The sequence below is a fragment of the Lysobacter sp. DMC104 genome (genome assembly GCF_056313665.1).
In genome coordinates, this window is the sequence record NZ_JBQUZW010000002.1 from 424001 (window position 1) to 445352 (window position 21352).

Genomic DNA, 21352 nt, shown 5'->3' on the forward strand with positions numbered 1-21352 from the left:
TCAGCCCGCCTCCGTCTGGGCGACATCGGACAATCCGAACTGCTTGCGCAAGCCGCGCACGTAGTCGGCGGCGTGTGCGCGCACCTCGGCGTCGAGCGCGAACACACGCGCAGCGACCGCCTGCGCGCGCGCGACTTCGTCGCAGTGGCGCGCAAGATCGGCATCGGACGTCACGCTGGTGCGATGACGGCGATGCCGGTTCAGCGCCGCCGGCACGTAATGGATGCCGCCGCGCGCCAGCAGGTAGAGGTAGGCCACCCAGTCGCCGGCGACGCGATAGCCGCAGATCTCGTCCTCGTGCTCGCGCAGCACTGCCAGCAGCGCCTCGCGCCGGAACAGCACCGCACTGACGTTCGGGATCGTGTTCTTCACCGCCAGTGCCTGCGCCGCTTCGTCGGCGCCGTTCGCGGTGTAGGCCGCGGACCACTTCGTCGCCGACAGCTCGCCGGTGTAGGCGCGGTAGTCGGGCATCAGCAGCGCGCCGTCGGCGTCGATCGCCTCGGACTCGCAGTAGGCCATCGCCACGTCCGGATGCGCGTCGAGCGCGGCCACCAGCGTCTCCAGCAGCGCCGGCTTCGCCAGATCGTCGGCCTCGGCGATCCACACGTAGTCGCCGGTCGCCTGTTCCACGCCCTTGCGCCACTGCCGGAACACCGAGCCGGAGTTGGTCGCGTTGACGACGATCCGCGGCTCCGGATGCAGGTCGCGCCGCAGCCCGTGCAGCACGGCGACGCTGTCATCGGTGGACGCGTCGTCCAGCACCAGCAGTTCGGCGACCGGCCACGTCTGCTCGGCGATGCTCGCCAGCCGCGACGGCAGGTAACGCGCGTAGTTGTAGTTCGGCACCACCACCGACACCCGCGACAGCGGGCGGCCGGCGAGTGCCGCCAGCGCCAGCGCGTAGTCGCGGAACGAGAAGTCGCGATCGATCAGTGCGATGCCGGCCTCGCCGCAGACGCTGCGCAACGCCGCATCGTCGAGCAGCGCGCCGAGCGCGTCGGCATACGCGACGACATCCAGCGCCGGCACGGTGCGGCCTGCGCCGTGCGTCTCGACGAGGCGCGCACCGCCGCCGGTGCCGGCGAACGCGACCACCGGCGTGCCGACCGCGAGGCTTTCCAGCACCACCGACGGGAACGGGTCCTCGCGCGAGGTCAGCGCATACACGTCGGCGCCGGCGTAGAAGTCGTCGGTCTCGAAATCGAGGCCGGCGAAGTGGAAGCGATCGGCGATGCCTGCCTGCACCAGCAGCGCATCGACTTCCGGTTGCAGGTCGACATCGCGGTGCCCGACCCAGATCGCATGCGTGTCGGCATGGTGCGCGCAGCAGCACGCCATCGCCTGCGCCAGCAGATCCACGCCCTTGCGGCGATCGGCATAGCCCACGGCCACCACGATGCGCGCGTCCGGCGAGAGCCCGAATTTCTCGCGCAGCCGGCGACGCGCGACGTCACGGTTCACCCCGCCGCGGTAACGGCTGCGGGTAAACAGGCCCTGCGGCCGCAGCACGAGCTTGTCCTGCGCCACGTCCACCGGCCACGACGCACGCAGGCCGTCGCGCACATCCTCGGCCGCGACCACGACGGCGATGCTGTCGCGCGCCAGCGCGGCGACCGCGGACTGCAGGCCGTACTGCGCGATCACGCCCGGCAGTTCGTGCACCAGCGCGACGATGCGCAGGCCGGCGGCCGCGAAGATCGGCGTCACCCGCCCGGACACGGCGGTGTTGGCGACCAGCGCATCGCAGCCCTGCGCGTGCAGGTCGCGCGCGAGCGCGGCGATCGCGTCGGGCGTCATCGCGTACAGCCGATGCACGCAGCAGACCGCCTCGAATTCGGATTCCAGTCGCCCTTCGCCCTGCAGCAGCAGGTCGACCTGGAAGCCGATGCGCGCCCATTCGCGCACGAGGTTCAGCGCGAGGTACTGCGCGCCGTGCGGATGCGCGTCGTGCGAGATCAGCGCGATGCGTCCGCGCCCCGGCACCGCCGCAAGCACGCGACGGGTCGCGTCGAGATGCGCATAGCCGTGGCGCGCATCGGGTTCGAGCATCGCGCCTTCCGCCCACTCGTTCCAGGCGTTGACGAAGACCACGCGCTCGCCGGCCACCGGATGCTGCTCGGCATAGCCGACCGCGGCATCGAGCCAGCGCGCGTATTCCGGCGGCGAAGCATGCGCGAAGGTGTAACCCTTGCCCGGCTTGCGCGCTTCGTTGTCCCAGCTCGGCGAGACCGCGCGGAACAGCGGATAGTCTTCCTTCGGCCAGTGCAGCGCGTTCTCGACCATCTCGCGGTAGTCGACGACGACGCCGGCGTAGTCGGGATTGACGATGTCCAGCGTCGCGTTGATCGGCGGCAGCCCGCGCGCGACCTTGTGCGGCGGGAATTCCAGCGCGGCGTCGAAGCCGTAGGTGCGTGGATCGTCGACGTCGAACTGCACCATCGCCAGGAACAGTTCGCCCAGCCCGGCCTCGCGCGCATGGCGGCGCCAGGTCTCCAGCGTGCGGCGCGCGTCGGGCAGCAGCGACGGGCGGTACATGATCACCAGCGGGCGGCCATCGATGCGGATGTAGCGCGGATCGCGCAGGTACGGTTCGAGGTCGCGGATGAAGCGCTCGTCGCTTTCGTCGCAGTAGTTCTGGCCGAGCAGGATGTCGGCGTCGTGGCCGTCCCAGCGCCGCGTCCAGTTCTCGTTCGCCCAGCAGATGCAGAACGGCAGGTCGATGTCGGGATGCGCGATCAGCTGATCCAGCGGGCGTTCCAGCAGGCGGCGACCGGCGAACCAGTAGTGGTGGAAGCAGAAGCCGTGCACGCCGTGCAGGCGCGCGAGTTCGGCCTGGCGGCGCATCACGTCGATCACGCGCAGGTCGTAGTAGCCCAGTTCGCCCGGCAGCTTCGGCTGCTCGTGGCCGACGAACTGCGGCACGGCCTTGCCGACGTTGGTCCATTCGGTGAAGCCGCGGCCCCACCACGCGTCGTTCTCGGCGATCGGATGGAACTGCGGCAGGTAGAACGCGATCGCCTTCGCGCGCACTGCCGCGGGCGGCGCCGACGCGGGCGCGGACACGTAGTGCGCGCTGCGCGGCACCCGCGCGTTCGCGAGCACGTCGCGCATCCAGCGCGCATGCGCGGGCGGCGCGGCGGCGACGGTCTCGGCGCCCGTGTGCCCGACCGGCACGGCCTGCACGGGATCGGCCGCACGCGTCGCGGCAAGCACGAGGCGGCGGCCGCGGAACGCATGCCAGCGCTTGTAGACGTTGGTGTTCGACAGCAGCGGCGCCAGCGCGATGAACACCGCGTCCTTGATCGCGAGGCGCAGTTCCCAGGACACCGGCACCGCGCGATACGCGCCCTGCACTGCCCGGCCGACGATTGCGCGCAACGAGGCCATGCTCAACGTCCCCGCAGCAGGCCGGACAACCACCGCGCCGGTGCGGTGATCTTCCAGCTGGTCGAGGCCAGCAACGCGGCGATCTGCGCACGGGCATCGGCCAGCGCGGCGTCGCGATCGGCGATCGTGGTGGCGTGCGACGCCAGGGCCGCGTCGCGCGCAGCGATCGTCGCGCGGTGTTCGGCCAGCGCGGCATCGCGCGCCGCGAGATCGGCCTCGCGTCCGGCCAGCGCGGTGCGCAGCGTGTCGATGCTCGCGGCGAAGACAACCTCACGCGCGGCGGCGGCCTGCTCGGACGCGGCGAACATCGCCCGCAGCGTTTCCTGTTCGGCAGCGCTGCGCTGCAGCGCGGCGTCGAGCGTCGCGTGCATCTCGCGCGCCGCACGCAGTTCCGCGTCGAGCGCCGTCGCCTGCGCGTGCGCGGCATCGGCGGCGTTCGTCAGTGTCGCGATCCGCGCCTCCAGCGCGGTGCGTTCCGCGGCGAACGCATGGGCCTGCGCATCGCGCTCGGCGGCGTGCCGTGCTTGCTGCGCGGCGTCGGCATCGCGGCATTCGGCCAGCGCGTCGCGCTCGCCTTCCAGCGTGCGGATGCGCCCGGCCAGGTAGTCGTGGGCCTCGCCCGCCGCCTTCATCGCGTTCTGCGCATCCTGCAGCGCCTGCGCGAGATGGCCTTCGACGGCGTCGGCCCGCGCCTCGGCGATGATCCGCGCGCCCAGCGCCTCGAACAGGCGCAGCACCGGCACTTCGGCGTCGGTGCCGGCGAGCGCGGCGAGCTCTCGGAACGCCTGCGGCGCCTCGTCACCGACGAGCAGCACACCGAGGCCGTGGCTGTGCCGGAACTCGAACGCCGGGTACTGCGCGCGCAGTTCTTCCCACAGCGTCCACACGCCGAAACCACGCTCGCGCACCATCGTGTCGTGGAACAGCACCACGCCGCGCGGCGACAGCTTCGGCCGCCAGCTCTCGAAGTCGTGCTTCACCGCTTCGTAGGTATGCAGGCCGTCGATGTGCAACAGATCGACCGAGCCGTCGGTGAAATACGCCAGCGCCTCGTCGAAGGTCATGCGCATCAGCGTCGAAAAGGCGCCGTACAGCGGATCGTGGTGCGCGGCCAGCGCCTGCAGCACCTCCTCGCCGTAGAAGCCGGCATGTTCGTCGCCCTGCCAGGTGTCGACCGCGAAGCACTTCGTCTCCAGCCCGCAGCGCGCAACCGCCTGGCAGAACGCGAGGTACGACGTGCCGTTGTGGCTGCCGAGTTCGACGAACACGCGCGGCCGTGCTTCTTCCACCGACCAGAACGCGAACGGCAGGTGGCCGGTCCACGCGCTGGGCGGCACATGGCGCGGCCGCATCGACATGCCGGCATCGAGCGCGAGCGCGCTGCGGCGTGCGTCGCTCATGCGCGCACCTGCATCGCGAGCCCGCGGCGCACGAGCGCCAGCGCGAGCCGCTCGCGCCAGCCGCGATGGCCGACACGGAACACGCCGACGGTGTCGCCCCACGGGCCGCTGCCCGGATCGGGGTGCGGTTCCCAGTCGGTGGACACGTCGACCAGCTCGCAGCGACCGAACTTCGCCAGCGCACGATAGCCGTCGGGATAGAAGCGCCAGCAGTCCTGCGGATAGCGATGCTCGGGGCCGCGCGAGGGCGCGATGAGGAAGATGCGGCCGCCCGGCTTCAGCACGCGGACCATTTCCAGCCAGGTCATCCAGAAGAACTCGACGTGCTCGAACGCCTGCCCGGAGATCACCAGGTCGACGCTGGCGTCGGCGAACGGCAACCGGTACGGCGAGGTCAGCACCACGTCGACGCCCGGGCCGGCTTCCAGGTCGATGCCGGTGTACTGCCAGCCCGGCGCGTCGAACAGCGTGCGGTACGAGCCGTTGACGTCGTACGCGCCGATGTCGATCACCCGCAGCGCCTGCGCGCGATCGAGGTGCGTCGACACCAGGCGCTGCATGTGTTGGTAGGAACTGGTGTGCAAGTCGATTCCTCGCGCGAGTCGGCCGGGGCGCTCAACGCGCGCCGCTGCGGCTTTCCAGCGTAATCGAACGGAAGGGAAGCCCGATCAGGCCGGAGACAATCGTGCTGGCGACCGACTCCAGCGCCACCGCATCGTAGACCCAGGCCGTCTGGACATGCTCGAAGTGCGAACCGTCGGCGACCGCGACATCGACCGTATAGCGCCCGCGCGGCAGGTAGGGCATGCGGAACTCGAACACCGCGCGCAGCGCGCCGCCGGCGACCGTGTCCACCGACCGGGCATGTTCCTGCCAGGTGTGCTTGCCGAACAGTTGCTGGCCGAGCCGGTCCTTCAGGAAGAAGCCCACGATCGGACTGGCCAGCGCGGCGTCGGTGCGGGCCTCGACCACCAGTCGCACGACTTCGCCGCCGCTCACCTGCGCGAGCGGCTGTCCGGACGCATCCTCGAAGCGCACCGCGTCGATACAGGTGCGGCCGTCGCCGAAGCCGGCCTGCGCGGGATCGAAGGCGAAGACGCGGGCGGTGCTCGCGTCCAGCGCCGGATCACCGCCGTCGAGCTCGTCGTGCGCGGCGAGCACCGCAGGCGACGGCGCCGCGGCCGCGACCGGCGCATGACCGTAGAAATTCGCGTGATACGCCTCGCACACGGTCTTCGCCGGGCCGTCCATCGCCACCCGGCCGCGATCCAGCCAGATCGCGCGATCACAGAGGTTCACGATCGCCGCGGCGTCGTGGCTGACGAACAGCACCGTGCCGCGCTTCTGGAAGTCGCGCAGGAAGCGCATGCACTTCTGGGCGAAGAACACGTCGCCCACCGACAGCGCCTCGTCGACCACCAGCAGGTCGGCGTCGGCGTGCGCGATCACCGCGAACGCCAGTCGCACGTACATGCCGCTGGAGTAGGTCTTCACCGGCTGGTCGATGAACTCGCCGATGTCGGCGAAGGCGACGATGGCGTCGTACTTCGCGGCGATCTCCTGCGGCGACATGCCGAGGATCGCCGCGTTCATGTGCACGTTCTCGCGCCCGGTGAACTCCGGATTGAAGCCGCTGCCCAGTTCCAGCAGCGCACCGACGCGTCCGCTCGTTTCCACGCGGCCGGCGGTGGGCGTGAGCGTGCCGCAGATCGTCTGCAGCAGCGTCGATTTGCCCGAGCCGTTGCGGCCGATGATGCCGACCGTCTCGCCGCGCGCGATCTCGAACGACACGTCGCGCAGCGCCCAGGCTTCGCGGAAGAACGTCGACGGCGTCATCCCGAGCGCGCGCTGGAGGCGCGGCACGATGGCCTGCTTCAGGCGATTCTCGGGGCGCTCGTACAGCGGATAGCACTTGGAAACGCCGGACACGGCGATCGCCGGTTCGCGCGGTGCATGTGCGGCGGTGGCGTGCGCGACGTCAGAGGACATCGGCGAACCCCCGGCGCGTGAGCTGGAACCAGGCGTAGCCCAGCGCCATGAACACGAGGCTGCCGGCGTAGAACCAGAGCATCGGCAGCGGATCCGGCGCGGTGCCGGCGAACAGCACCGCGCGGCTCTGCTCGATCGCGATGGTCAGCGGATTGAGTTCGACCCAGCCGCGGTACTGCTCGGGCAGCGCGGCGAGCGGATAGAACACCGGCGACAGGAACATCAGCACCGTCGCGAACACGCCGGTGAGCTGCGCGATGTCGCGGATGAACACGCCCAGCGCCGCGAACAGCCACGCCGCGCCCAGCGCGAGGAAGCCCAGCGGCAGCAGCACCACCGGCAGCCACCACGCGGTAAGCGGCACCCAGCCTTCCAGCACCCATTTCGCCGCGAGCAGGATCAGCAGGCTGACGCCGGCATGGAACGCCGCGGCGCCGACCAGGCTCCAGCCCAGCGTCTCCAGCGGGAACACCACCTTCTTCACGTAATTGGCGTTGCCCACCACCAGCGCCGGCGCCTTGGTGATGGCCTCCGCGACAAGCCCGTGCGCGATCACGCCGACGAACAGCAGCAGCGCGAAGCGGGTCTTGCCGCCGGCGTCCATCATCCCGGGCCACTTCGCCTGGAACACCACCGAGAACACGAAGGTGTAGACCACCAGCATCAGGATCGGCGACAGGAACGACCACGCCACGCCCATGAACGAGCCACGGTAGCGCCCCAGCACCTCGCGCCGCACCAGTTGGCCGATCAGGCGGCGTTCGCGCCAGAAGCCGGTCAGCAGGCTGACCGGGTCCGCCGGCGGTGGCGCGTGGACGTGCATCGCGGGCTCAGGCCAGCGCGTGGGCGAGGTCGTGGCGCAGGTCGTCCAGCGTTTCCACGCCCACGCTGAGGCGGACGAGGTCGTCATGGATGCCCAGCGCGGCGCGGCGTTCCACCGGGACCGACGCGTGGGTCATCACTGCGGGATGGTTCACGAGGCTTTCCACGCCGCCCAGCGATTCGGCGAGCGTGAACAGTTCGGTGCGTTCGCAGAAACGCTGCGCGCCGGCGTAACCGCCCTTGATGCGCACCGAGACGATGCCGCCGAAGCCGTCCATCTGCCGCGCGGCGAGCGCGTGGTGCGGATGCGCGGTCAAACCCGGATAGATCACCTGCTCGACCGCGGCGTGCGTCGACAGCCATTCGGCCAGGGCCTGCGCGTTCTCGCAGTGCGCCTTCATGCGCAGGTGCAGCGTCTTCAGGCCGCGCAGCGCGAGGAAGCTGTCGAACGGACCCTGCACCGCACCGACGGAGTTCTGCAGGAAGGCCAGTTGTTCGGCGAGTTCGGCGTCGTCGCCGACCACCACCATGCCGCCGACCATGTCGGAGTGGCCGTTGAGGTACTTCGTCGCCGAATGCATGACGATGTCGGCGCCGTGTTCCAGCGGGCGCTGCAGGATCGGCGAGGCGAACGTGTTGTCGACCACCATGCGCAGGCCGTGCTTCTTCGCGATCGCGCTGACGGCACGCAGGTCGACGATCTTGAGCATCGGGTTGGTCGGCGTCTCGACCCACACCATGCGCGTGTCCGGACGGATCGCGGCCTCGAACGCGGCCGGATCAGTGAGATCGACGAAGCTGAAGTCGAGGCCGGCGCTGCGACGGCGCACGCGCTCGAACAGGCGGAAGGTACCGCCGTAGACGTCGTCCATGCAGACGACGTGGCTGCCGGTATCGAGCGATTCGAGGATCGTCGACGTCGCCGCCAACCCGGAGGCGAAGGCGAAGCCGCGGGTACCGCCTTCCAGCCCGGCCACGCAGCGCTCGTAGGCGAAGCGCGTGGGATTGTGGGTGCGCGAATACTCGAAGCCCTGGTGCACGCCCGGGCTGCTCTGGGCGTAGGTCGAGGTCGCGTAGATCGGCGGCATCACCGCGCCGGTGCTGGGATCGGGCGACTGCCCCGCATGGATCGCGCGGGTGCCGGGGCCCCACTGCTGCTCTCGATCGTGGTCAACGCTCATGCCGTGGTTTCCTTGGTCGCGGCACGCGGGCCGCAGTCGTTGAGTGGATGCATCGCGGTCGCGATCGCGCGCCCGCGGCGGCGGATCACCGCCTGCGCAGATAACCCTTGGGATTCCAGGTGATCAGGAACGACTCGCGACTGCGGTCGATCTCGAACGCCGGGTTCTCGTCGACGAACGTCTCGATCGCCTCGAACGGGCCAGGCGACGGGCCGACGTCCAGGCCGTGGTGGCAGATCGAATCCTCGACGATGAAATAGCCGCCCGGGCGGACCAGATCCGAATAGGCGCGCAGCACGTCGAGGGTGTTGTCGTAGGTGTGCGAACTGTCCTCGATCACCAGCACTTCGGCACCGGGCGGGATCATCGCCTTGACCTGGTCGACGAGCGCGCAGGCATCGCCTTCGAGGAAGGTGATGCGCGGATGCGCCTTCGCGGCCGGCTGCAGGGGCGTGTGATCGATGTCGATGGCGATGATGCGGCCATGGCCGAGGCGGTCGAGCAGGTGCGCGAGCGCCAGCGCGCTGCCGCCGTACTTGTTGCCGATCTCGACGATGACGTCCGGCGGACGGGCGACGATGAGTTCCTGGTAGACCCACAGGTCCAGCGGATTCTTCTGCGTCTGCACCCCGAAGTAGGTGGTGCGGCCGTCGATGATGCGCTTCTGCATGATCTCCAGCACGTCGCCGAGGGGCGTGGCGAGGCTGGATTCGAGGTGGAGACTCATGAACTTCGCAATCCGGGTCAAAGGTGAGTCGGCCGCTGCCGGGCGCCGGGCGGAGGCTGCGCGAGCCCGGCCGCCCCGCCGCCGACCGGAGGTGCCGCAAGGCATCCGGCCCGCGAAAACGGGGCGGATTGTAGCATCGGGGTCGGACCGGCCCGGGGCGGTCACTGAACGCGGCGGCGCAGCCAGTTCAGCAAGTCGATCCGGGTGATCAGGCCCAGGAACAGGTCGCCGTCCATGACGATGGCGACGTGGCCGCGGTCGAACACCGGCAGCAGCGCCTCGACCGGCGAGCGCACGTCGAGGATGTCGAGCTTGCTCACCATCGCCGTCGACACCGGGTCGCGGAAGCGGCTTTCGTCGCCGTAGACATGCAGCAGCACGTCGCTTTCGTCGAGGATGCCGACGATGCGGTCGCCGTCCATCACCGGCAGCTGCGAGATCTCGTAGAGTTTCATGCGCTGGTAGGCGGTGACCAGCAGGTCGCGCGGCCCCACCACCACGGTGTCGCGGCGGTTGTACGGACGCAGGATCAGGTCGCGCAGGTCGCCGTGGCTTTCGCGGGCGAGGAAGCCGTTGTCCAGCATCCAGTAATCGTTGTACTGCTTCGACAGGTACTTGTTGCCGGTGTCGCACACGAACACCAGCACGTTCTTCGGCACGGTCTGTGCGCGGCAATATTTCAGCGCGGCGGCCAGCAGCGTGCCGGTGGACGAACCGCCGAGCACGCCTTCGCAGCGCAGCAGTTCTCGCGCGGCGAGGAAGCTTTCCTTGTCGGTGATCGCGAAGGCCTGCTTCACGCGGCTGAAGTCGGAGATCGACGGCAGGAAATCCTCGCCGATGCCTTCCACCATCCAGCTGCCGGACTTCTCGTTGAGCGTACCCTCGTTGATGTATTCGGCGAGGATCGAACCGACCGGGTCGGCCAGGACCATTTCGGTGTGCGGCGAATGCTGCGCGAAGCAGCGCGAGAGGCCGCTCATCGTGCCCGAGCTGCCGCAGCCGAAGACGATCGCGTCGAGGCCGCCGACGCCGGCCATCTGCGCCAGGATCTCCGGGCCGGTGCCGTGCTCGTGCGCGGCGGGGTTGTCGGGATTGCCGAACTGGTTGATGAAGTAGGCGCCGGGCGTCTCGTCGGCGATGCGCTTGGCCATGTCCTGGTAGTAGTCGGGATGGCCCTTGGCCACGTCCGACCGGGTGAGCACCACTTCGGCGCCCATCGCCTTCAGGTTGAAGATCTTCTCCCGGCTCATCTTGTCCGGGACGACGAGGATCAGCTTGTAGCCCTTCTGCTGGGCGACCAGCGCCAGGCCGATGCCGGTGTTGCCGGCGGTGCCTTCGACCAGCGTGTCGCCGGGCTTGATGTCGCCGCGCTGCTCGGCGGCCTCGATCATGCGCAGGCCGATGCGGTCCTTGATCGAGCCGCCGGGATTCTGGCTTTCGAGCTTGAGGAAGAGGTTGCACACGCCCGCGTCGAGGCGGTGCGCGCGGACGATCGGGGTGTCGGCGATCAGTTCGAGGACGGAATCACGGACCGCGGGGGGATTCGACGGGGACTTCGACATGCCGGCACCGGCTCGCTGGAGGAAAGGCCGGATTATCGCATCGCCGTCGCGGTGGACGGGTGGCCGGCGTTCCCGGCCTGCGGGCGACGACGGGCGGGCGCCTCGGCCCTGCCCCGTCGCCGCCCGCGGATCCGCCTGAGGACGGATCGGACGGACCGGACTGCCTCAGTGGTGCAGTTCGTCGTACATCCGGGTCAGACGGTCCTTCGCCGCGAGCTTCTCGCGCTTCATCTGGGCCAGCCGGGTGTCGTCCACCGGCAGCACGCCGAGCTCAGCGTCCAGCACCTGCTTGTCCAGCTCCTTGTGGCGCTGGTACAGCTGGCGGAACTCGGTGTTGGCCTTCATCAGCGCTTCGACTTCGATCTGGGGTTGCCCTTCGAACATGGAATCCTCCTCACGAGGGAATGACGGGCCCGGCCACGACGACCGGGCCACGGGTGGGGACGTGGTCAAACGAAACGGGGAAATCCGGTACAGGGGGAGAGGGAGCGAGGGCCGACCGACCGGCAGGTCGCCGGGGGCCGGACACGAAAACGCCCCGGCCGGCGAAGGCACGGGGCGCTGCATGCGGGAATCGCGGAACCACGCGGCGGATACCCCCGTCGGGGGCATCCGCGACCGCCCGGCTTGCGGCGGCAGTCTCCTGATGGACGTCGTTCGGGAACATCTGGAATCCGCGACTCCTCCGGAAGCGAACGGGCCTCCGGAGTTCCGACACTACGCCTCCCGCCCCCGCCCGGCAAGCGCCCGGATCATCTTTTCCGGCGCCGCCTGCGGGCTGCCGGGAACGCCCAGCGAAGGGCCTGGCCATCTTCAGCCAAGCCATTGATTCAATGGGTCAATTTCCCGGAAGGCCGGGGTTTCCGGTGTCACCCGGACGCGGGTTTTGGCTTCGGCCGCGAGGCCGGCTTCGGTTTCGGCTTCGGCTTGGGTTTGCCGGCGTTGGCGGGCTTCGGGGCGGCCCCCGGCTTCGGAGATGAACCCGCGTTCAACGCGGCTTCCTGGCGAGCGAGTTCGGCCTCGCGCTCCTTGGCCAGCCGCAGCTTCTCGGTCTCGTCGGCGGTCATCGTGTCGAGCAGGCCCTCCGCCTCCTGGCGGCTGCGGGACTCGGCCTCGACCTCGGCGCGCAGGCGCTCGGTTTCCTCGGCGCGGATCTGCGCCTCCACCCGCAAGCGCTCGGCCTCGGCGCGGGCGCGCTCGGCATCGCGACGGCTGGCCTCGACCAGCAGTTCGCTGCGCTCGGTCTCCAGTTGCGTCAGCGCGGTGCGCCCGGCCTCGGTGCGTGCCGCGATCTCCGCGGTCTCGACCCGCATCCGCGCGATCTGCAACATCAGCGGACGCTGCTTCCGCTTGGCGTCCTGCAGCGCTTGCACCGCTGTCCGCGCCTGCAATCGCTCGTAGGCAGCGAAGGCATTGCGCTGGGCATCGGTGTCGATCGCCTGCAATCGCTGCGCCAACGCGACGACATCCGGATCGGGTTCCGCAGCGGAAACAACCGAAGCGGACGTCGCCAGCGACAGCGCGAGCAACGCCGCGGACAGGGTGTGGCGCGCGATCACGGTGCGACCTCCATGCCCAGGCGACGGCGCAGTTCGGCGATCTCGTTGCGACGCTGCGCGAGTTCTTCCTGCTGCGCGGTCTCGCGGCTGCGGGCGTGGGCGTAGTCGGCTTCGGCCGCGGCGAGGCGTGCCTGCGCGATGGCGTCGTCGTTCTTGCGCGCGCTCAGCGCCACCTGCGCGGCCGACAATGCGGCCCGGGCGCGCTGGAGGGCGTCGCTCGCGTACTGGTCGGCATCCGCGCGCTCGGCACGCAGCACCGCGGCCTGCGCGGCATCGATGTCGACCGTCGGTGGCGGTGTCTTCGCGACACCGATGACGGGAAGCGTGAGCGCGATCACAAGCGATGCCGCAATGCGGAAATCGCGAAGCCTTCGCGGGTGCTGCGGGACGCGCGACATTTGTGCGAAGCTTGCGGGCATGGGGTGCGGGCCGGGGCTGGGTGTGAACACGGTCTCGGTTTCGACCCGGAAAGCGGTCGTCGCGACCGCCTCATTGTCATCACCCCTTCCGGCCGTTGCAACGCAGGCGCCCGGCAGCGGCGACGGCAAGTCATCCAACAGTCACGGCTCAACGGTCACGGGGGAGGTTCATCGATGGACATCGGCTATTTCCTCAAGCTGATGACGGACAAAAACGCCTCGGACATGTTCCTGACCACCGGCGCGCCGGTCCACATCAAGGTCGAAGGCAAGCTGTACCCGCTCGGCAACACCGGCCTGCCCCCGGGCATGGTCAAGAAGATCGCCTATTCGCTGATGGACGAGGGCCAGGTGCCCGACTTCGAACGCGACCTGGAACTCAACATGGCGCTGTCGCTGGCCGATGCCGGCCGCTTCCGCGTCAACGTGTTCAAGCAGCGCGGCGAAGTGGGCATGGTGATCCGCGCCATCCGCAGCGTGATCCCGAGCATCGAGGAGCTGCAGCTCCCGCAGGTGCTCAAGAACGTCATCATGGCCCCGCGCGGGCTGGTGCTGATCGTCGGTTCCACCGGCTCTGGCAAGTCGACCACGCTGGCGTCGATGATCGACTACCGCAACACCACGGCGGCCGGGCACATCCTCACCATCGAGGACCCGATCGAGTACCTGCACCGGCACAAGAAGTCGATCGTCAACCAGCGCGAGGTCGGGCTCGACACCCACGCCTTCCACAACGCGCTGAAGAACGCGATGCGCGAAGCGCCGGACGTGATCCTGATCGGCGAGATCCTGGATGCGACGACGATGGAGGCCGCGATCGCCTTCGCCGAAACCGGCCACCTGTGCCTGGCGACGCTGCACTCCAACAACGCCGACCAGACCATCGAGCGCATCCTCAACTTCTTCCCGGAAAGCGCGCACAAGAACGTGCTGATGAACGTGGCGCTGAACCTCAAGGCGGTGGTGAGCCAGCGCCTCGTGGTCGGCACCGACGGCCGCCGCCTGCCCGCGGTCGAAGTGCTGATCAACACGCCGATGATCCGTGACCTGCTGCGCCGCGGCCAGGTGCACGAGATCAAGCAGGCGATGGAGGAAACGCTGGAGGAAGGCATGGAGTCGTTCGACCAGTGCCTGTTCCGGCTGGCGAAGGAAGGCAAGATCAGCATGGAAGAAGCGCTGCGCGCGGCCGACTCGCGCGACGGTCTGGCCCTGAAGTTCCGCCTGTCCGAAGGCGCTGGCGCCGAGCATGATCCCTACGCGGTGGCGTTCGAGAGCGGCGACGGCACGTCCTCGTTCCAGCATTGACGCCGGCCCGTCCGGCGACGCGAAAACGCCCCGGGAGACCGGGGCGTTTTGCGTTGCACGGCGGCACGCGGACGAAGATCAGGCCACGTCGGGCTGCAGTTCCGGCCGCGCCGCGTCGAACGCCGGCAGCGCCAGGCAGGCGGCCTCGATGCGGCGGATGTTCGGGTACGGATCGAGGTTCACGCCGAACCGGCGCGCGTTGTAGACCTGCGGGATCAGGCAGCAGTCGGCGATGCCGGGTGATTCGCCCTCGCAGTACTCGCCGCGCGACAGGTCCTCGACCAGCAGCGCCTCGAACGCGGCGAAGCCGTCCTCGATCCAGTGCCGGATCCACGCCTCGCGCTCGGACAGCGGCGCGTTGTATTCGCGCTCCAGGTACTGCAGCACGCGCAGGTTGTTCAGCGGATGGATGTCGCAGGCGACCAGCAGCGCCAGCGCGCGGGCGCGGGCGCGTTCGCGCGGGGCGATCGGCAGCAGCGGCGGATCGGGCCACAGTTCGTCGAGGTATTCGATGATCGCCAGCGACTGCCGGATCATGCGCTGGCCATGCTGCAACACGGGAATCAGGCGCTGCGGATTGGTCGCGGCGTATTCGGGGCGATGCTGGTCGCCGCCGTCGCGGATCAGGTGCACCGGCACCTGATCGTATTCCAGGCCCTTGAGGTTGAGCGCGATGCGCACCCGGTAGGCGGCACTGGAGCGCCAGTAGCCGTACAGCTTCAACCGATCGTTCATGCCTGCCCTCCGAGCCCTGCACGCACGTCCATCAACGCGAAGCCCAGCAGATTCAGGCCCCGCCATCGGTCCGGATCATGCGCGCCGGGGTCGTCGGCGGCAAGCCCGATCCCCCACACCGCATCGACCGGACTGGCCTCGACCAGGATGCGGTCACCGGTGCCGGCGAGGAACGCCGCGAGCGCCGGATGCTGGCCGAACTTCGCGTGGTTGCCGGCGACGACGATCCCGAAGCGGCGGCGCTGCCAGATCGCCTCGTCGAAGCCGCGCACCGTGCGGCCGGCGGCCTTCGCGGCGGCGGGATCGTCCTTCGCGAACACCTTCGCCAGCGCCGCCTCGTCGCCGAACAGCCGCGCCTTCTCCGCCATCATCCAGTGCTCGGCGGTGGCGTAGCGCAGGCCGTCGACGACGAAGGGTGCCGGGAACCACTGGCTGAAGCAGGCCGCGGACGGCGCACCGTCGGCGCGGCCGCGATGACCCCAGAAGCACAGGTAGCGGAACGCCTCGCCGGCGGCGACCCGGGCGCGCAGGGCGTCGAGGTCCGCCGGCAGCGCGTTCACGCCGGGCGTTCGATCCGCTGTTCGATCGCGCCGAAGATGTCCGCACCGTCGCGGGCGCGCATCTCGATCCGCACCACGTCGCCGAACGACATGAACGGCGTGATCGGCTTCCCGGTCTCCAGCGTCTCGACCGTGCGCTTCTCGGCGAAGCAGGACGCGCCCAGCGACATGTCCTGGTTGGCGACCGTGCCCGAGCCGACGATCGTGCCCGCGGTGAGTGGACGCGTCTTCGCGGCGTGCGCGACCAGTTGGGCGAAGTCGAACTGCATGTCGACGCCGGCCTCCGGCGCACCGAACCACGTGCCGTTGATGTGCGTGACCAGCGGCAGGTGGACCTTGTTGTCCTGCCAGGCATCGCCCAGCTCGTCCGGGGTGACAAACACCGGCGACAGCGCCGAGCGCGGCTTGGACTGCAGGAAGCCGAAACCCTTCGCCAACTCGTTCGGGATCAGGTTGCGCAGCGAGACGTCGTTGACCAAGCCGACCAGCTGGATGTGCTCGGCCGCCTGCGCGGGCGTCACCGCCATCGGCACGTCGTCGGTGACGATCACGACCTCGGCTTCCAGATCGATGCCGTAGTCCTCGCTCGGCACCCGCACCGGGTCGCGCGGGCCGTAGAAGCCGGCGCTCACGGCCTGGTACATCAGCGGATCGACGTAGAAGCTCTCCGGCACCTCGGCGCCACGGGCGCGCCGCACGCGCTCGACGTGCGGCAGGTAAGCCGAGCCGTCGACGAACTCGTACGCGCGCGGCAGCGGCGCCGCCAGCGCCTGCAGGTCGAGATCGAACGCGCCCTCGGCGGTGCCGGCGTTCAGCGCCTCGGACAGCGCGTTCAGGCGCGGCGCGGCGTTCGACCAGTCCTCCAGCGCCCGTTGCAGCGTCGGCGCGATGCCGTCGGCGCGCACGGCGCGGGTCAGGTCGCGGGAGACGACGATCAGGGTGCCGTCGCGGCCGCCCTCCTTCAGGGAACCCAGCTTCATCGGGACCTCGGTCGGATGCTGTGAATTGGTTTCAATTGTAACTGATTGCCCGCGCCGGGCGTCGCGCTCCGGCCGGACAGGCACTGACCGGGCAGACGTTCAATCCCCGCCCTCGCTCTGGAAGCCGCCTGCCCGGAAGGTCAGCACCAGCGTGTCGCGATGCCCCGCGCCGTCGCTGCCGGCCGGCTGGATCGGCGTGGACTCGTGGATCACCCGGGTGTCGTCCAGCAGCAGCAGGCTCCAGGGGCGATCCAGCGTGAAGCGCTGGCCGTCGGGGCCGTGGGCGTCGAAGACGCGGGTCTCGCCGCCGCGGATCGCATGCCGCGCCACCAGGAACACCGCCACGAAATCGACGCCGTCGCGATGCGCGCCCTCGGGCGTGGGCCGACCGATGCCGTCGGTGGTGTCGATCCTGAACTGGTGCGCCTCGACGTACCACGGATCGACGGCACGAACGTCACGCAGCCGTGCGCCGAGGTTCGCGATCAGCTGCACGAACGCCGGCGCCGCGACGATCTCCGGCGTGATCGGCGCAAACCAGCGCTGCAGGCCACCATGCAGCGCGTTGTAGTCCAGCGACTGGTAGTGCGCGCGATGCGGCGCCTGCATGACGCCGTCGTGGCCCACGATGAAGGAACCATGGCGACGACGGCGATAGCGTCCGCCATCGCGCAGGTACTCGTCGGGCGGCAGGTCGTCCCACGACGACACCAGCGCATCGAGCGCCGTCGGCGTCACGTCGCACAAGGCCGCGACCGACTCCGGCGAGAAGACGGCATAGCCGTGGGCGATCAAGCGTTCGGCGAGCGCCTCGGCTGGCGCGTAGGGAGCGGAAAACAGGGCAACCATGCAGACATCCGGGACAACGGAGGAGGGATCACGCGAACGGGAACGATAGACAAAACCGATCGAGTCGCGTTTTGCGATCGCGATCACCGCGAATCATGGACGTTACATCGTTTGCAGCGCGACGTCCGGGTTCGCAGAACACGACAAGCCTGTTACTTTATCGTGAAGATCGGGCATGACCGGGGGACGGCCCGCGCTTGCGTTGCGCAGCGTCTCCGCGGCTCTTGCCTGAACACGCACCGCCGTCATGGCGAAGGTGTTACGGGACGGATCATGAGCAGGACGCCGATCGACATCGACACCATGCGTGGCTTCGCCGATGCCGCGAACACCGAAGTGCTCAGCGCCCGCATCGAGCGCGTCATCCGCCCGCTCGGCATCGACTACTGGTTCTACGCCGTCGACCTGCCGCTGGTGAACGAACACCCCGACCAGCTGCGCCTGGGCACGTACCCCGAAGAGTGGGTGACGCACTACTTCACGATGGACTACATCGGCATCGATCCGGTGATCAGCCATTGCCACGACCACGCCACGCCGGTGTCGTGGGAAGAAGCGCAGTTGCACCATCGCCGGATCCTCGACCCGCACCTGCAACGGGTGCGGCACCTGTTCGGCGAAGCGCGTGAATTCGGCCTGCGCCAGGGCGTGAGCGTCCCGCTGCACGGACCCGGCGTGTCGTGGGGGTTGATGTCGTTTTCCTCGCGCGCCCTCAGCGCGCGCGATTTCGAGGCAATGCTGCCGGACCTGCACCTGCTGTCGCATTTCGTGCACGAAGCCGCACGCCAGTTCCTGCGCACGCGCACGCCCGCGCCGTTGCCGGCGCTCACCCGACGCGAGCGCGAATGCCTGTCCTGGGCGGCGGAAGGCAAGACCAGCTGGGAAATCGGGCAACTGCTCAACATCAGCGAGCGCACTTCGATCTTCCATCTGCAGAACGCCACTCACAAGCTCGGCGTCAGCGGCCGCCAGGCGGCGATCGCACGCGCGATCTCGCTCGGGCTGATCGTCTCCCAGCGCGCCTGAAGCGCTGCACGGACGGCATCGTGCCTGCGCGTTTTCGCGCAATTCGCGCAACAACCACTTCTTGTTTTCCGTCGACATCGAATGATGGATGTCAGCGCGATGCCGGTTTGATGCCGGAATGATCCGTTTCTGGAATTTTTTCCGACGCATCCGTGTCGGGATCGTCAACGCGACCGGACCTGCGTCAACCTGTAAGGTCCTTCAGCTGCAAGAAGCGACAGGCCTTATGCCCACTGAAGTCTCCTTCCACCACACGAGGAGACACCATGACGAGCATCGTCATCGGGCGGGCCGGCGAACCCGGCCTGGGCGCACCGCTTCTGGACAGCATGTATCGCCTGCGCTGCGCCGTGTTCCACGAACGTCTGCGCTGGAGCGTCCATGTCGAACACGGCCGTGAACACGACTGGTTCGACCTGATCGGGCCGCACTACCTCATCGCCCACCAGAACGCGTCGGTCGCCTTCGGCTGCTGCCGGCTGCTGCCGACCACCGGACCGAACATGCTGCGCGACATCTTCCCGTTCCTCATCGAGAACGGGCGCGCACCGGCATCGCCCGCGATCTGGGAAGTGAGCCGGTTCGCGATCGATCCGCGCGCATCGGGGGAAGGATTCGGATTCGGTGCGATCGCCGCGGGCATGCTGGCGGAGATGTTCCGCTTTTCAGGTGCGCGGCAGGTCGAGACGCTCGTCGGCGTCACCAGCGCGCCGGTCGAACGCCTGTTGCGGCACCTGGGCCTGGTGGTCGAACGCCTCGGGCCACCGCAACGCATCGGCGAGGTGATGAGCCTCGCCTTCCGCATGCCGGTGGCGGAGAACCTGCGGGTGGTCGGTCCCGGCCAGGCGGCCGGTGTCCAGCGCGCAGCGTGAGAGCCGGTCTCCCGCTGTGCGCGTCCGGCGCACAGCGGGGAGATCGGAGCGAGCGTCAGGCGGCAGCCTGCGCCTTGCGCTTCGGCAGGCTCGCGATCTTGCCTTCGCGCAGCGCCCGCAGCTGGGTGGCGGCACCGTCCCACAGCGCACGACGCGCCTGCAGCGCATGGGTCGCGGAATCGCGCGCCTCCTGCAGACCGTCCGCGCGGCGCGCCAGCTCGGCCTCGATCAGGCGATGCGCGGCCGGACCGTGCGTGTCGCCGTCGAGCTCGATGTGCCGCTGCAGGTAGTACACGAACCCGGGCGCGTGGCCTTCGCTCAGCCCCCAGCGATCGAGCAGGCTCTGGAACATCACCGGGATGACGTTCTCGCGGCCGTAGAAGAAGCTGGCCATGGTCTCCAGGGTGCTGCCGCGCAGTGCGGTGCCGATGGTGTGACCGACGAAATCGCGAACGAAGGCGGGAACGTCCATCGCCTCGAAGGCATCTTCCAGCGTCGCCCCGCCGCGCAGCGCGTTGAGGAAACCTTCGAACTGCGCGGTCGGCGCACCGACGTCGCGCATCGCCTGGAGATAGAGATCGAGATGACTTGCCGGATTCCCCTGGGCATCGACATCGCTTTCCTCGGCGAGGACGATGTCATTGATCAGCCGCGCCGCCACGGGATCCGCCGGCGGCATCCACGGCAACTCGACGCAGGTGAGGTCGCGCTGCAGGCGCTTGGCCAGGGACATGAAGTCCCAGACCGCGAACACGTGCACCTGCATGAAAGCGCGCAAGGCCTCGATGCGGTCGATCTCCGCGAAGACCGGGTGGGTTTCCAGTTCGTGGCGCACCCGGCGCATGGCCGGGGTCAGGATGGTGTCCTGAGGTGTGGCATCCGCTTCCTTTTTCATACGTTCTCCTTGATCGGGCACTAGCGGTGAACAACATCGGGAAAAAAATGCCGGACGACGACCTTCCTGGCCCGCCCGAACCTCCCGCCGCCGGCCTCGCCGACAGCGGTCCCATCTTGCCGCCGCACACCTGCGGCGGCCCCCGGCGAGCCTTCCCTGTCTCGCCTGACCTTGTGCACGATCCGGAGTCCGCATGCCGCGGACGCCCGATCGCTATCGCGCGGAATACAGCGGGTAGAGGCTGCTCTCCTCGCGTTCGATGCGTTGCGCCAGCAGGCCGCCGACCACCTGGTAGTCGGACATGAAGGCCTCCCGGGTCTCCTGATCGAAGTTGCCGATCTGGTACTTCTTGACGAAATCCACCACGCCGCGCGCGATCGCGTTCATCTCGCGCCGGAAGCTGCGCACGAGCGCAGTGCTGTCGGCGTCGCCCTGCATGGCGTTCTCGACGTAGTTGTAGAACCGGACGTTCTCGGCGATCAGGTGCCCTTCGAGGTGCACCTTGAAGGCATTGAGCATTTGCGGGATTTGCTGGAAATCGCCCTGCTGCGCCAAGTCCCCGATGGCCCCGTAGAGCTTCACCAGGTCCGCATGGTCGCGCTTCAGCGAAGGCACCAGATCGGGGTCGTAGCCGATCGGCCCGCCCGCACGGCGTTGTTCAAACGTGGGGGCACCCTGCGGCAATGCACGCGATCTGGGCCCCTGCCCGCCCCCGAGCCACTTCTTGAGAAAATCGAACACAACATCCCCTGTCGAATGAACCGTCGGCATGCCGCCGACCCGACGAACATATCCGCGTCCATACGCCGCCGTGTACCTGTAAGAAATTACAGGTTCGCCGTCGATGCGAAAAAAGATGCGCAAAGCGTGACTGTGCGCCGGACCATGGCGGTATCCCGTCGCATTACCGAAATGAAACGCGCGGCACCTGCGTGGGCCGACGGGCACCGGATGCCGGGGATGCCGGCCGCACCCATGCGACGCAACCGGAAAGTGCGCAAAAAAAAGGTAATTCCTAAGCAAACCGGACCAAATCTGAGAGGATTTGGTCATGAAACGATGCCCTTCCTGTGAGGGAAGCCGG

20 protein-coding genes are annotated in these 21352 nt (G+C 68.7%); 3 read left to right on the forward strand and 17 right to left on the reverse strand.

Annotated features, from left to right (window positions below; all coding sequences use genetic code 11):
• From ACT53R_RS04840 to ACT53R_RS04890, 11 genes are all read right to left on the reverse strand, one after another.
• Window positions 1-3387: a glycoside hydrolase family 99-like domain-containing protein gene (locus ACT53R_RS04840; protein ID WP_476170704.1), complete on the reverse strand. Its 3387-nt coding sequence runs from the start codon at window positions 3385-3387 to the stop codon at window positions 1-3.
• Window positions 3388-3389: 2 nt separating this feature from the next.
• Window positions 3390-4787, reverse strand: a complete 1398-nt coding sequence (locus ACT53R_RS04845) for a class I SAM-dependent methyltransferase (protein ID WP_476170705.1) — start codon at window positions 4785-4787, stop codon at window positions 3390-3392.
• The gene (locus tag ACT53R_RS04850; RefSeq protein WP_476170706.1) at window positions 4784-5371 is read right to left on the reverse strand and encodes a methyltransferase domain-containing protein; all 588 of its coding nucleotides are present in this window, start codon (window positions 5369-5371) and stop codon (window positions 4784-4786) included. The genes ACT53R_RS04845 and ACT53R_RS04850 overlap by 4 nt, the downstream gene beginning before the upstream one ends.
• A 31-nt stretch (window positions 5372-5402) precedes the next feature.
• Window positions 5403-6776 carry an ABC transporter ATP-binding protein gene (locus tag ACT53R_RS04855; protein WP_476170707.1) on the reverse strand — a complete coding sequence of 458 codons (1374 nt, stop codon included), beginning with the start codon at window positions 6774-6776 and terminating at the stop codon, window positions 5403-5405.
• A complete protein-coding gene (locus ACT53R_RS04860; protein ID WP_476170708.1) occupies window positions 6766-7599 on the reverse strand; it encodes an ABC transporter permease in 834 nt (277 codons plus the stop codon). Before ACT53R_RS04860 ends, ACT53R_RS04855 begins: the two co-directional genes overlap by 11 nt.
• A 7-nt stretch (window positions 7600-7606) precedes the next feature.
• Window positions 7607-8779, reverse strand: a complete 1173-nt coding sequence (locus tag ACT53R_RS04865; RefSeq protein WP_476170709.1) for a cystathionine gamma-synthase — start codon at window positions 8777-8779, stop codon at window positions 7607-7609.
• Between the two features lie 85 nt (window positions 8780-8864).
• The gene (locus ACT53R_RS04870; protein WP_476170710.1) at window positions 8865-9506 is read right to left on the reverse strand and encodes a CmcI family methyltransferase; all 642 of its coding nucleotides are present in this window, start codon (window positions 9504-9506) and stop codon (window positions 8865-8867) included.
• A gap of 161 nt (window positions 9507-9667) precedes the next feature.
• On the reverse strand, window positions 9668-11068 hold the full coding sequence (locus tag ACT53R_RS04875) for a pyridoxal-phosphate dependent enzyme (protein WP_476170711.1): 1401 nt from the start codon (window positions 11066-11068) through the stop codon (window positions 9668-9670).
• Window positions 11069-11233: 165 nt separating this feature from the next.
• Window positions 11234-11452 carry an HP1242/YdcH family protein gene (locus tag ACT53R_RS04880; protein WP_476170712.1) on the reverse strand — a complete coding sequence of 73 codons (219 nt, stop codon included), beginning with the start codon at window positions 11450-11452 and terminating at the stop codon, window positions 11234-11236.
• 485 nt (window positions 11453-11937) lie between these two features.
• A complete protein-coding gene (locus ACT53R_RS04885) occupies window positions 11938-12627 on the reverse strand; it encodes a hypothetical protein (RefSeq protein ID WP_476170713.1) in 690 nt (229 codons plus the stop codon).
• Window positions 12624-13175, reverse strand: coding sequence for a DUF4398 domain-containing protein (locus ACT53R_RS04890; protein ID WP_476170714.1), 552 nt, complete (start codon window positions 13173-13175; stop codon window positions 12624-12626). The genes ACT53R_RS04885 and ACT53R_RS04890 overlap by 4 nt, the downstream gene beginning before the upstream one ends.
• Window positions 13176-13220: 45 nt before the next feature.
• Between ACT53R_RS04890 and ACT53R_RS04895 the strand changes: the two genes are divergently transcribed.
• The gene (locus tag ACT53R_RS04895) at window positions 13221-14351 is read left to right on the forward strand and encodes a PilT/PilU family type 4a pilus ATPase (protein ID WP_476170715.1); all 1131 of its coding nucleotides are present in this window, start codon (window positions 13221-13223) and stop codon (window positions 14349-14351) included.
• Between the two features lie 78 nt (window positions 14352-14429).
• Here the strand turns inward: ACT53R_RS04895 and maiA are convergent, their stop codons facing one another.
• The 4 genes from maiA to ACT53R_RS04915 all read right to left on the reverse strand — a co-directional run bounded on the left by maiA (window position 14430) and on the right by ACT53R_RS04915 (window position 17475).
• The gene (gene maiA, locus ACT53R_RS04900) at window positions 14430-15086 is read right to left on the reverse strand and encodes a maleylacetoacetate isomerase (protein WP_476170716.1); all 657 of its coding nucleotides are present in this window, start codon (window positions 15084-15086) and stop codon (window positions 14430-14432) included.
• Window positions 15083-15646: an NADAR family protein gene (locus tag ACT53R_RS04905; RefSeq protein WP_476170717.1), complete on the reverse strand. Its 564-nt coding sequence runs from the start codon at window positions 15644-15646 to the stop codon at window positions 15083-15085. The genes maiA and ACT53R_RS04905 overlap by 4 nt, the downstream gene beginning before the upstream one ends.
• Entirely contained in the window at window positions 15643-16626 is a 984-nt protein-coding gene (locus ACT53R_RS04910; protein ID WP_476170718.1) for a fumarylacetoacetate hydrolase family protein, read from the reverse strand. The genes ACT53R_RS04905 and ACT53R_RS04910 overlap by 4 nt, the downstream gene beginning before the upstream one ends.
• A gap of 99 nt (window positions 16627-16725) precedes the next feature.
• Window positions 16726-17475: a 2OG-Fe dioxygenase family protein gene (locus ACT53R_RS04915; RefSeq protein WP_476170719.1), complete on the reverse strand. Its 750-nt coding sequence runs from the start codon at window positions 17473-17475 to the stop codon at window positions 16726-16728.
• A 273-nt stretch (window positions 17476-17748) separates the two neighbouring features.
• Between ACT53R_RS04915 and ACT53R_RS04920 the strand changes: the two genes are divergently transcribed.
• Window positions 17749-18501, forward strand: a complete 753-nt coding sequence (locus ACT53R_RS04920) for an autoinducer binding domain-containing protein (RefSeq protein ID WP_476170720.1) — start codon at window positions 17749-17751, stop codon at window positions 18499-18501.
• A gap of 266 nt (window positions 18502-18767) precedes the next feature.
• A complete protein-coding gene (locus tag ACT53R_RS04925) occupies window positions 18768-19373 on the forward strand; it encodes an acyl-homoserine-lactone synthase (RefSeq protein WP_476170721.1) in 606 nt (201 codons plus the stop codon).
• A 55-nt stretch (window positions 19374-19428) separates the two neighbouring features.
• Here the strand turns inward: ACT53R_RS04925 and ACT53R_RS04930 are convergent, their stop codons facing one another.
• Together ACT53R_RS04930 and ACT53R_RS04935 are read right to left on the reverse strand one after the other, a co-directional pair.
• A complete protein-coding gene (locus ACT53R_RS04930) occupies window positions 19429-20268 on the reverse strand; it encodes a DUF3050 domain-containing protein (RefSeq protein ID WP_476170722.1) in 840 nt (279 codons plus the stop codon).
• Between the two features lie 213 nt (window positions 20269-20481).
• A partial coding sequence (locus tag ACT53R_RS04935; RefSeq protein WP_476170723.1) for a hemerythrin domain-containing protein occupies window positions 20482-21352 on the reverse strand: 871 nt, incomplete at its 5' end.

What these genes read in the sequence shown, in the direction of transcription:
- ACT53R_RS04840 (WP_476170704.1), bottom strand. Translation starts at nt 3,387, where the DNA reads ATGGCCTCGTTGCGCGCAATCGTCGGCCGGGCAGTGCAGGGCGCGTAT.
- ACT53R_RS04845 (WP_476170705.1), bottom strand. Translation starts at nt 4,787, where the DNA reads ATGAGCGACGCACGCCGCAGCGCGCTCGCGCTCGATGCCGGCATGTCG.
- ACT53R_RS04855 (WP_476170707.1), bottom strand. Translation starts at nt 6,776, where the DNA reads ATGTCCTCTGACGTCGCGCACGCCACCGCCGCACATGCACCGCGCGAA.
- ACT53R_RS04860 (WP_476170708.1), bottom strand. Translation starts at nt 7,599, where the DNA reads ATGCACGTCCACGCGCCACCGCCGGCGGACCCGGTCAGCCTGCTGACC.
- ACT53R_RS04865 (WP_476170709.1), bottom strand. Translation starts at nt 8,779, where the DNA reads ATGAGCGTTGACCACGATCGAGAGCAGCAGTGGGGCCCCGGCACCCGC.
- ACT53R_RS04870 (WP_476170710.1), bottom strand. Translation starts at nt 9,506, where the DNA reads ATGAGTCTCCACCTCGAATCCAGCCTCGCCACGCCCCTCGGCGACGTG.
- ACT53R_RS04875 (WP_476170711.1), bottom strand. Translation starts at nt 11,068, where the DNA reads ATGTCGAAGTCCCCGTCGAATCCCCCCGCGGTCCGTGATTCCGTCCTC.
- ACT53R_RS04880 (WP_476170712.1), bottom strand. Translation starts at nt 11,452, where the DNA reads ATGTTCGAAGGGCAACCCCAGATCGAAGTCGAAGCGCTGATGAAGGCC.
- ACT53R_RS04895 (WP_476170715.1), top strand. Translation starts at nt 13,221, where the DNA reads ATGGACATCGGCTATTTCCTCAAGCTGATGACGGACAAAAACGCCTCG.
- maiA (WP_476170716.1), bottom strand. Translation starts at nt 15,086, where the DNA reads ATGAACGATCGGTTGAAGCTGTACGGCTACTGGCGCTCCAGTGCCGCC.
- ACT53R_RS04910 (WP_476170718.1), bottom strand. Translation starts at nt 16,626, where the DNA reads ATGAAGCTGGGTTCCCTGAAGGAGGGCGGCCGCGACGGCACCCTGATC.
- ACT53R_RS04915 (WP_476170719.1), bottom strand. Translation starts at nt 17,475, where the DNA reads ATGGTTGCCCTGTTTTCCGCTCCCTACGCGCCAGCCGAGGCGCTCGCC.
- ACT53R_RS04920 (WP_476170720.1), top strand. Translation starts at nt 17,749, where the DNA reads ATGAGCAGGACGCCGATCGACATCGACACCATGCGTGGCTTCGCCGAT.
- ACT53R_RS04925 (WP_476170721.1), top strand. Translation starts at nt 18,768, where the DNA reads ATGACGAGCATCGTCATCGGGCGGGCCGGCGAACCCGGCCTGGGCGCA.
- ACT53R_RS04930 (WP_476170722.1), bottom strand. Translation starts at nt 20,268, where the DNA reads ATGAAAAAGGAAGCGGATGCCACACCTCAGGACACCATCCTGACCCCG.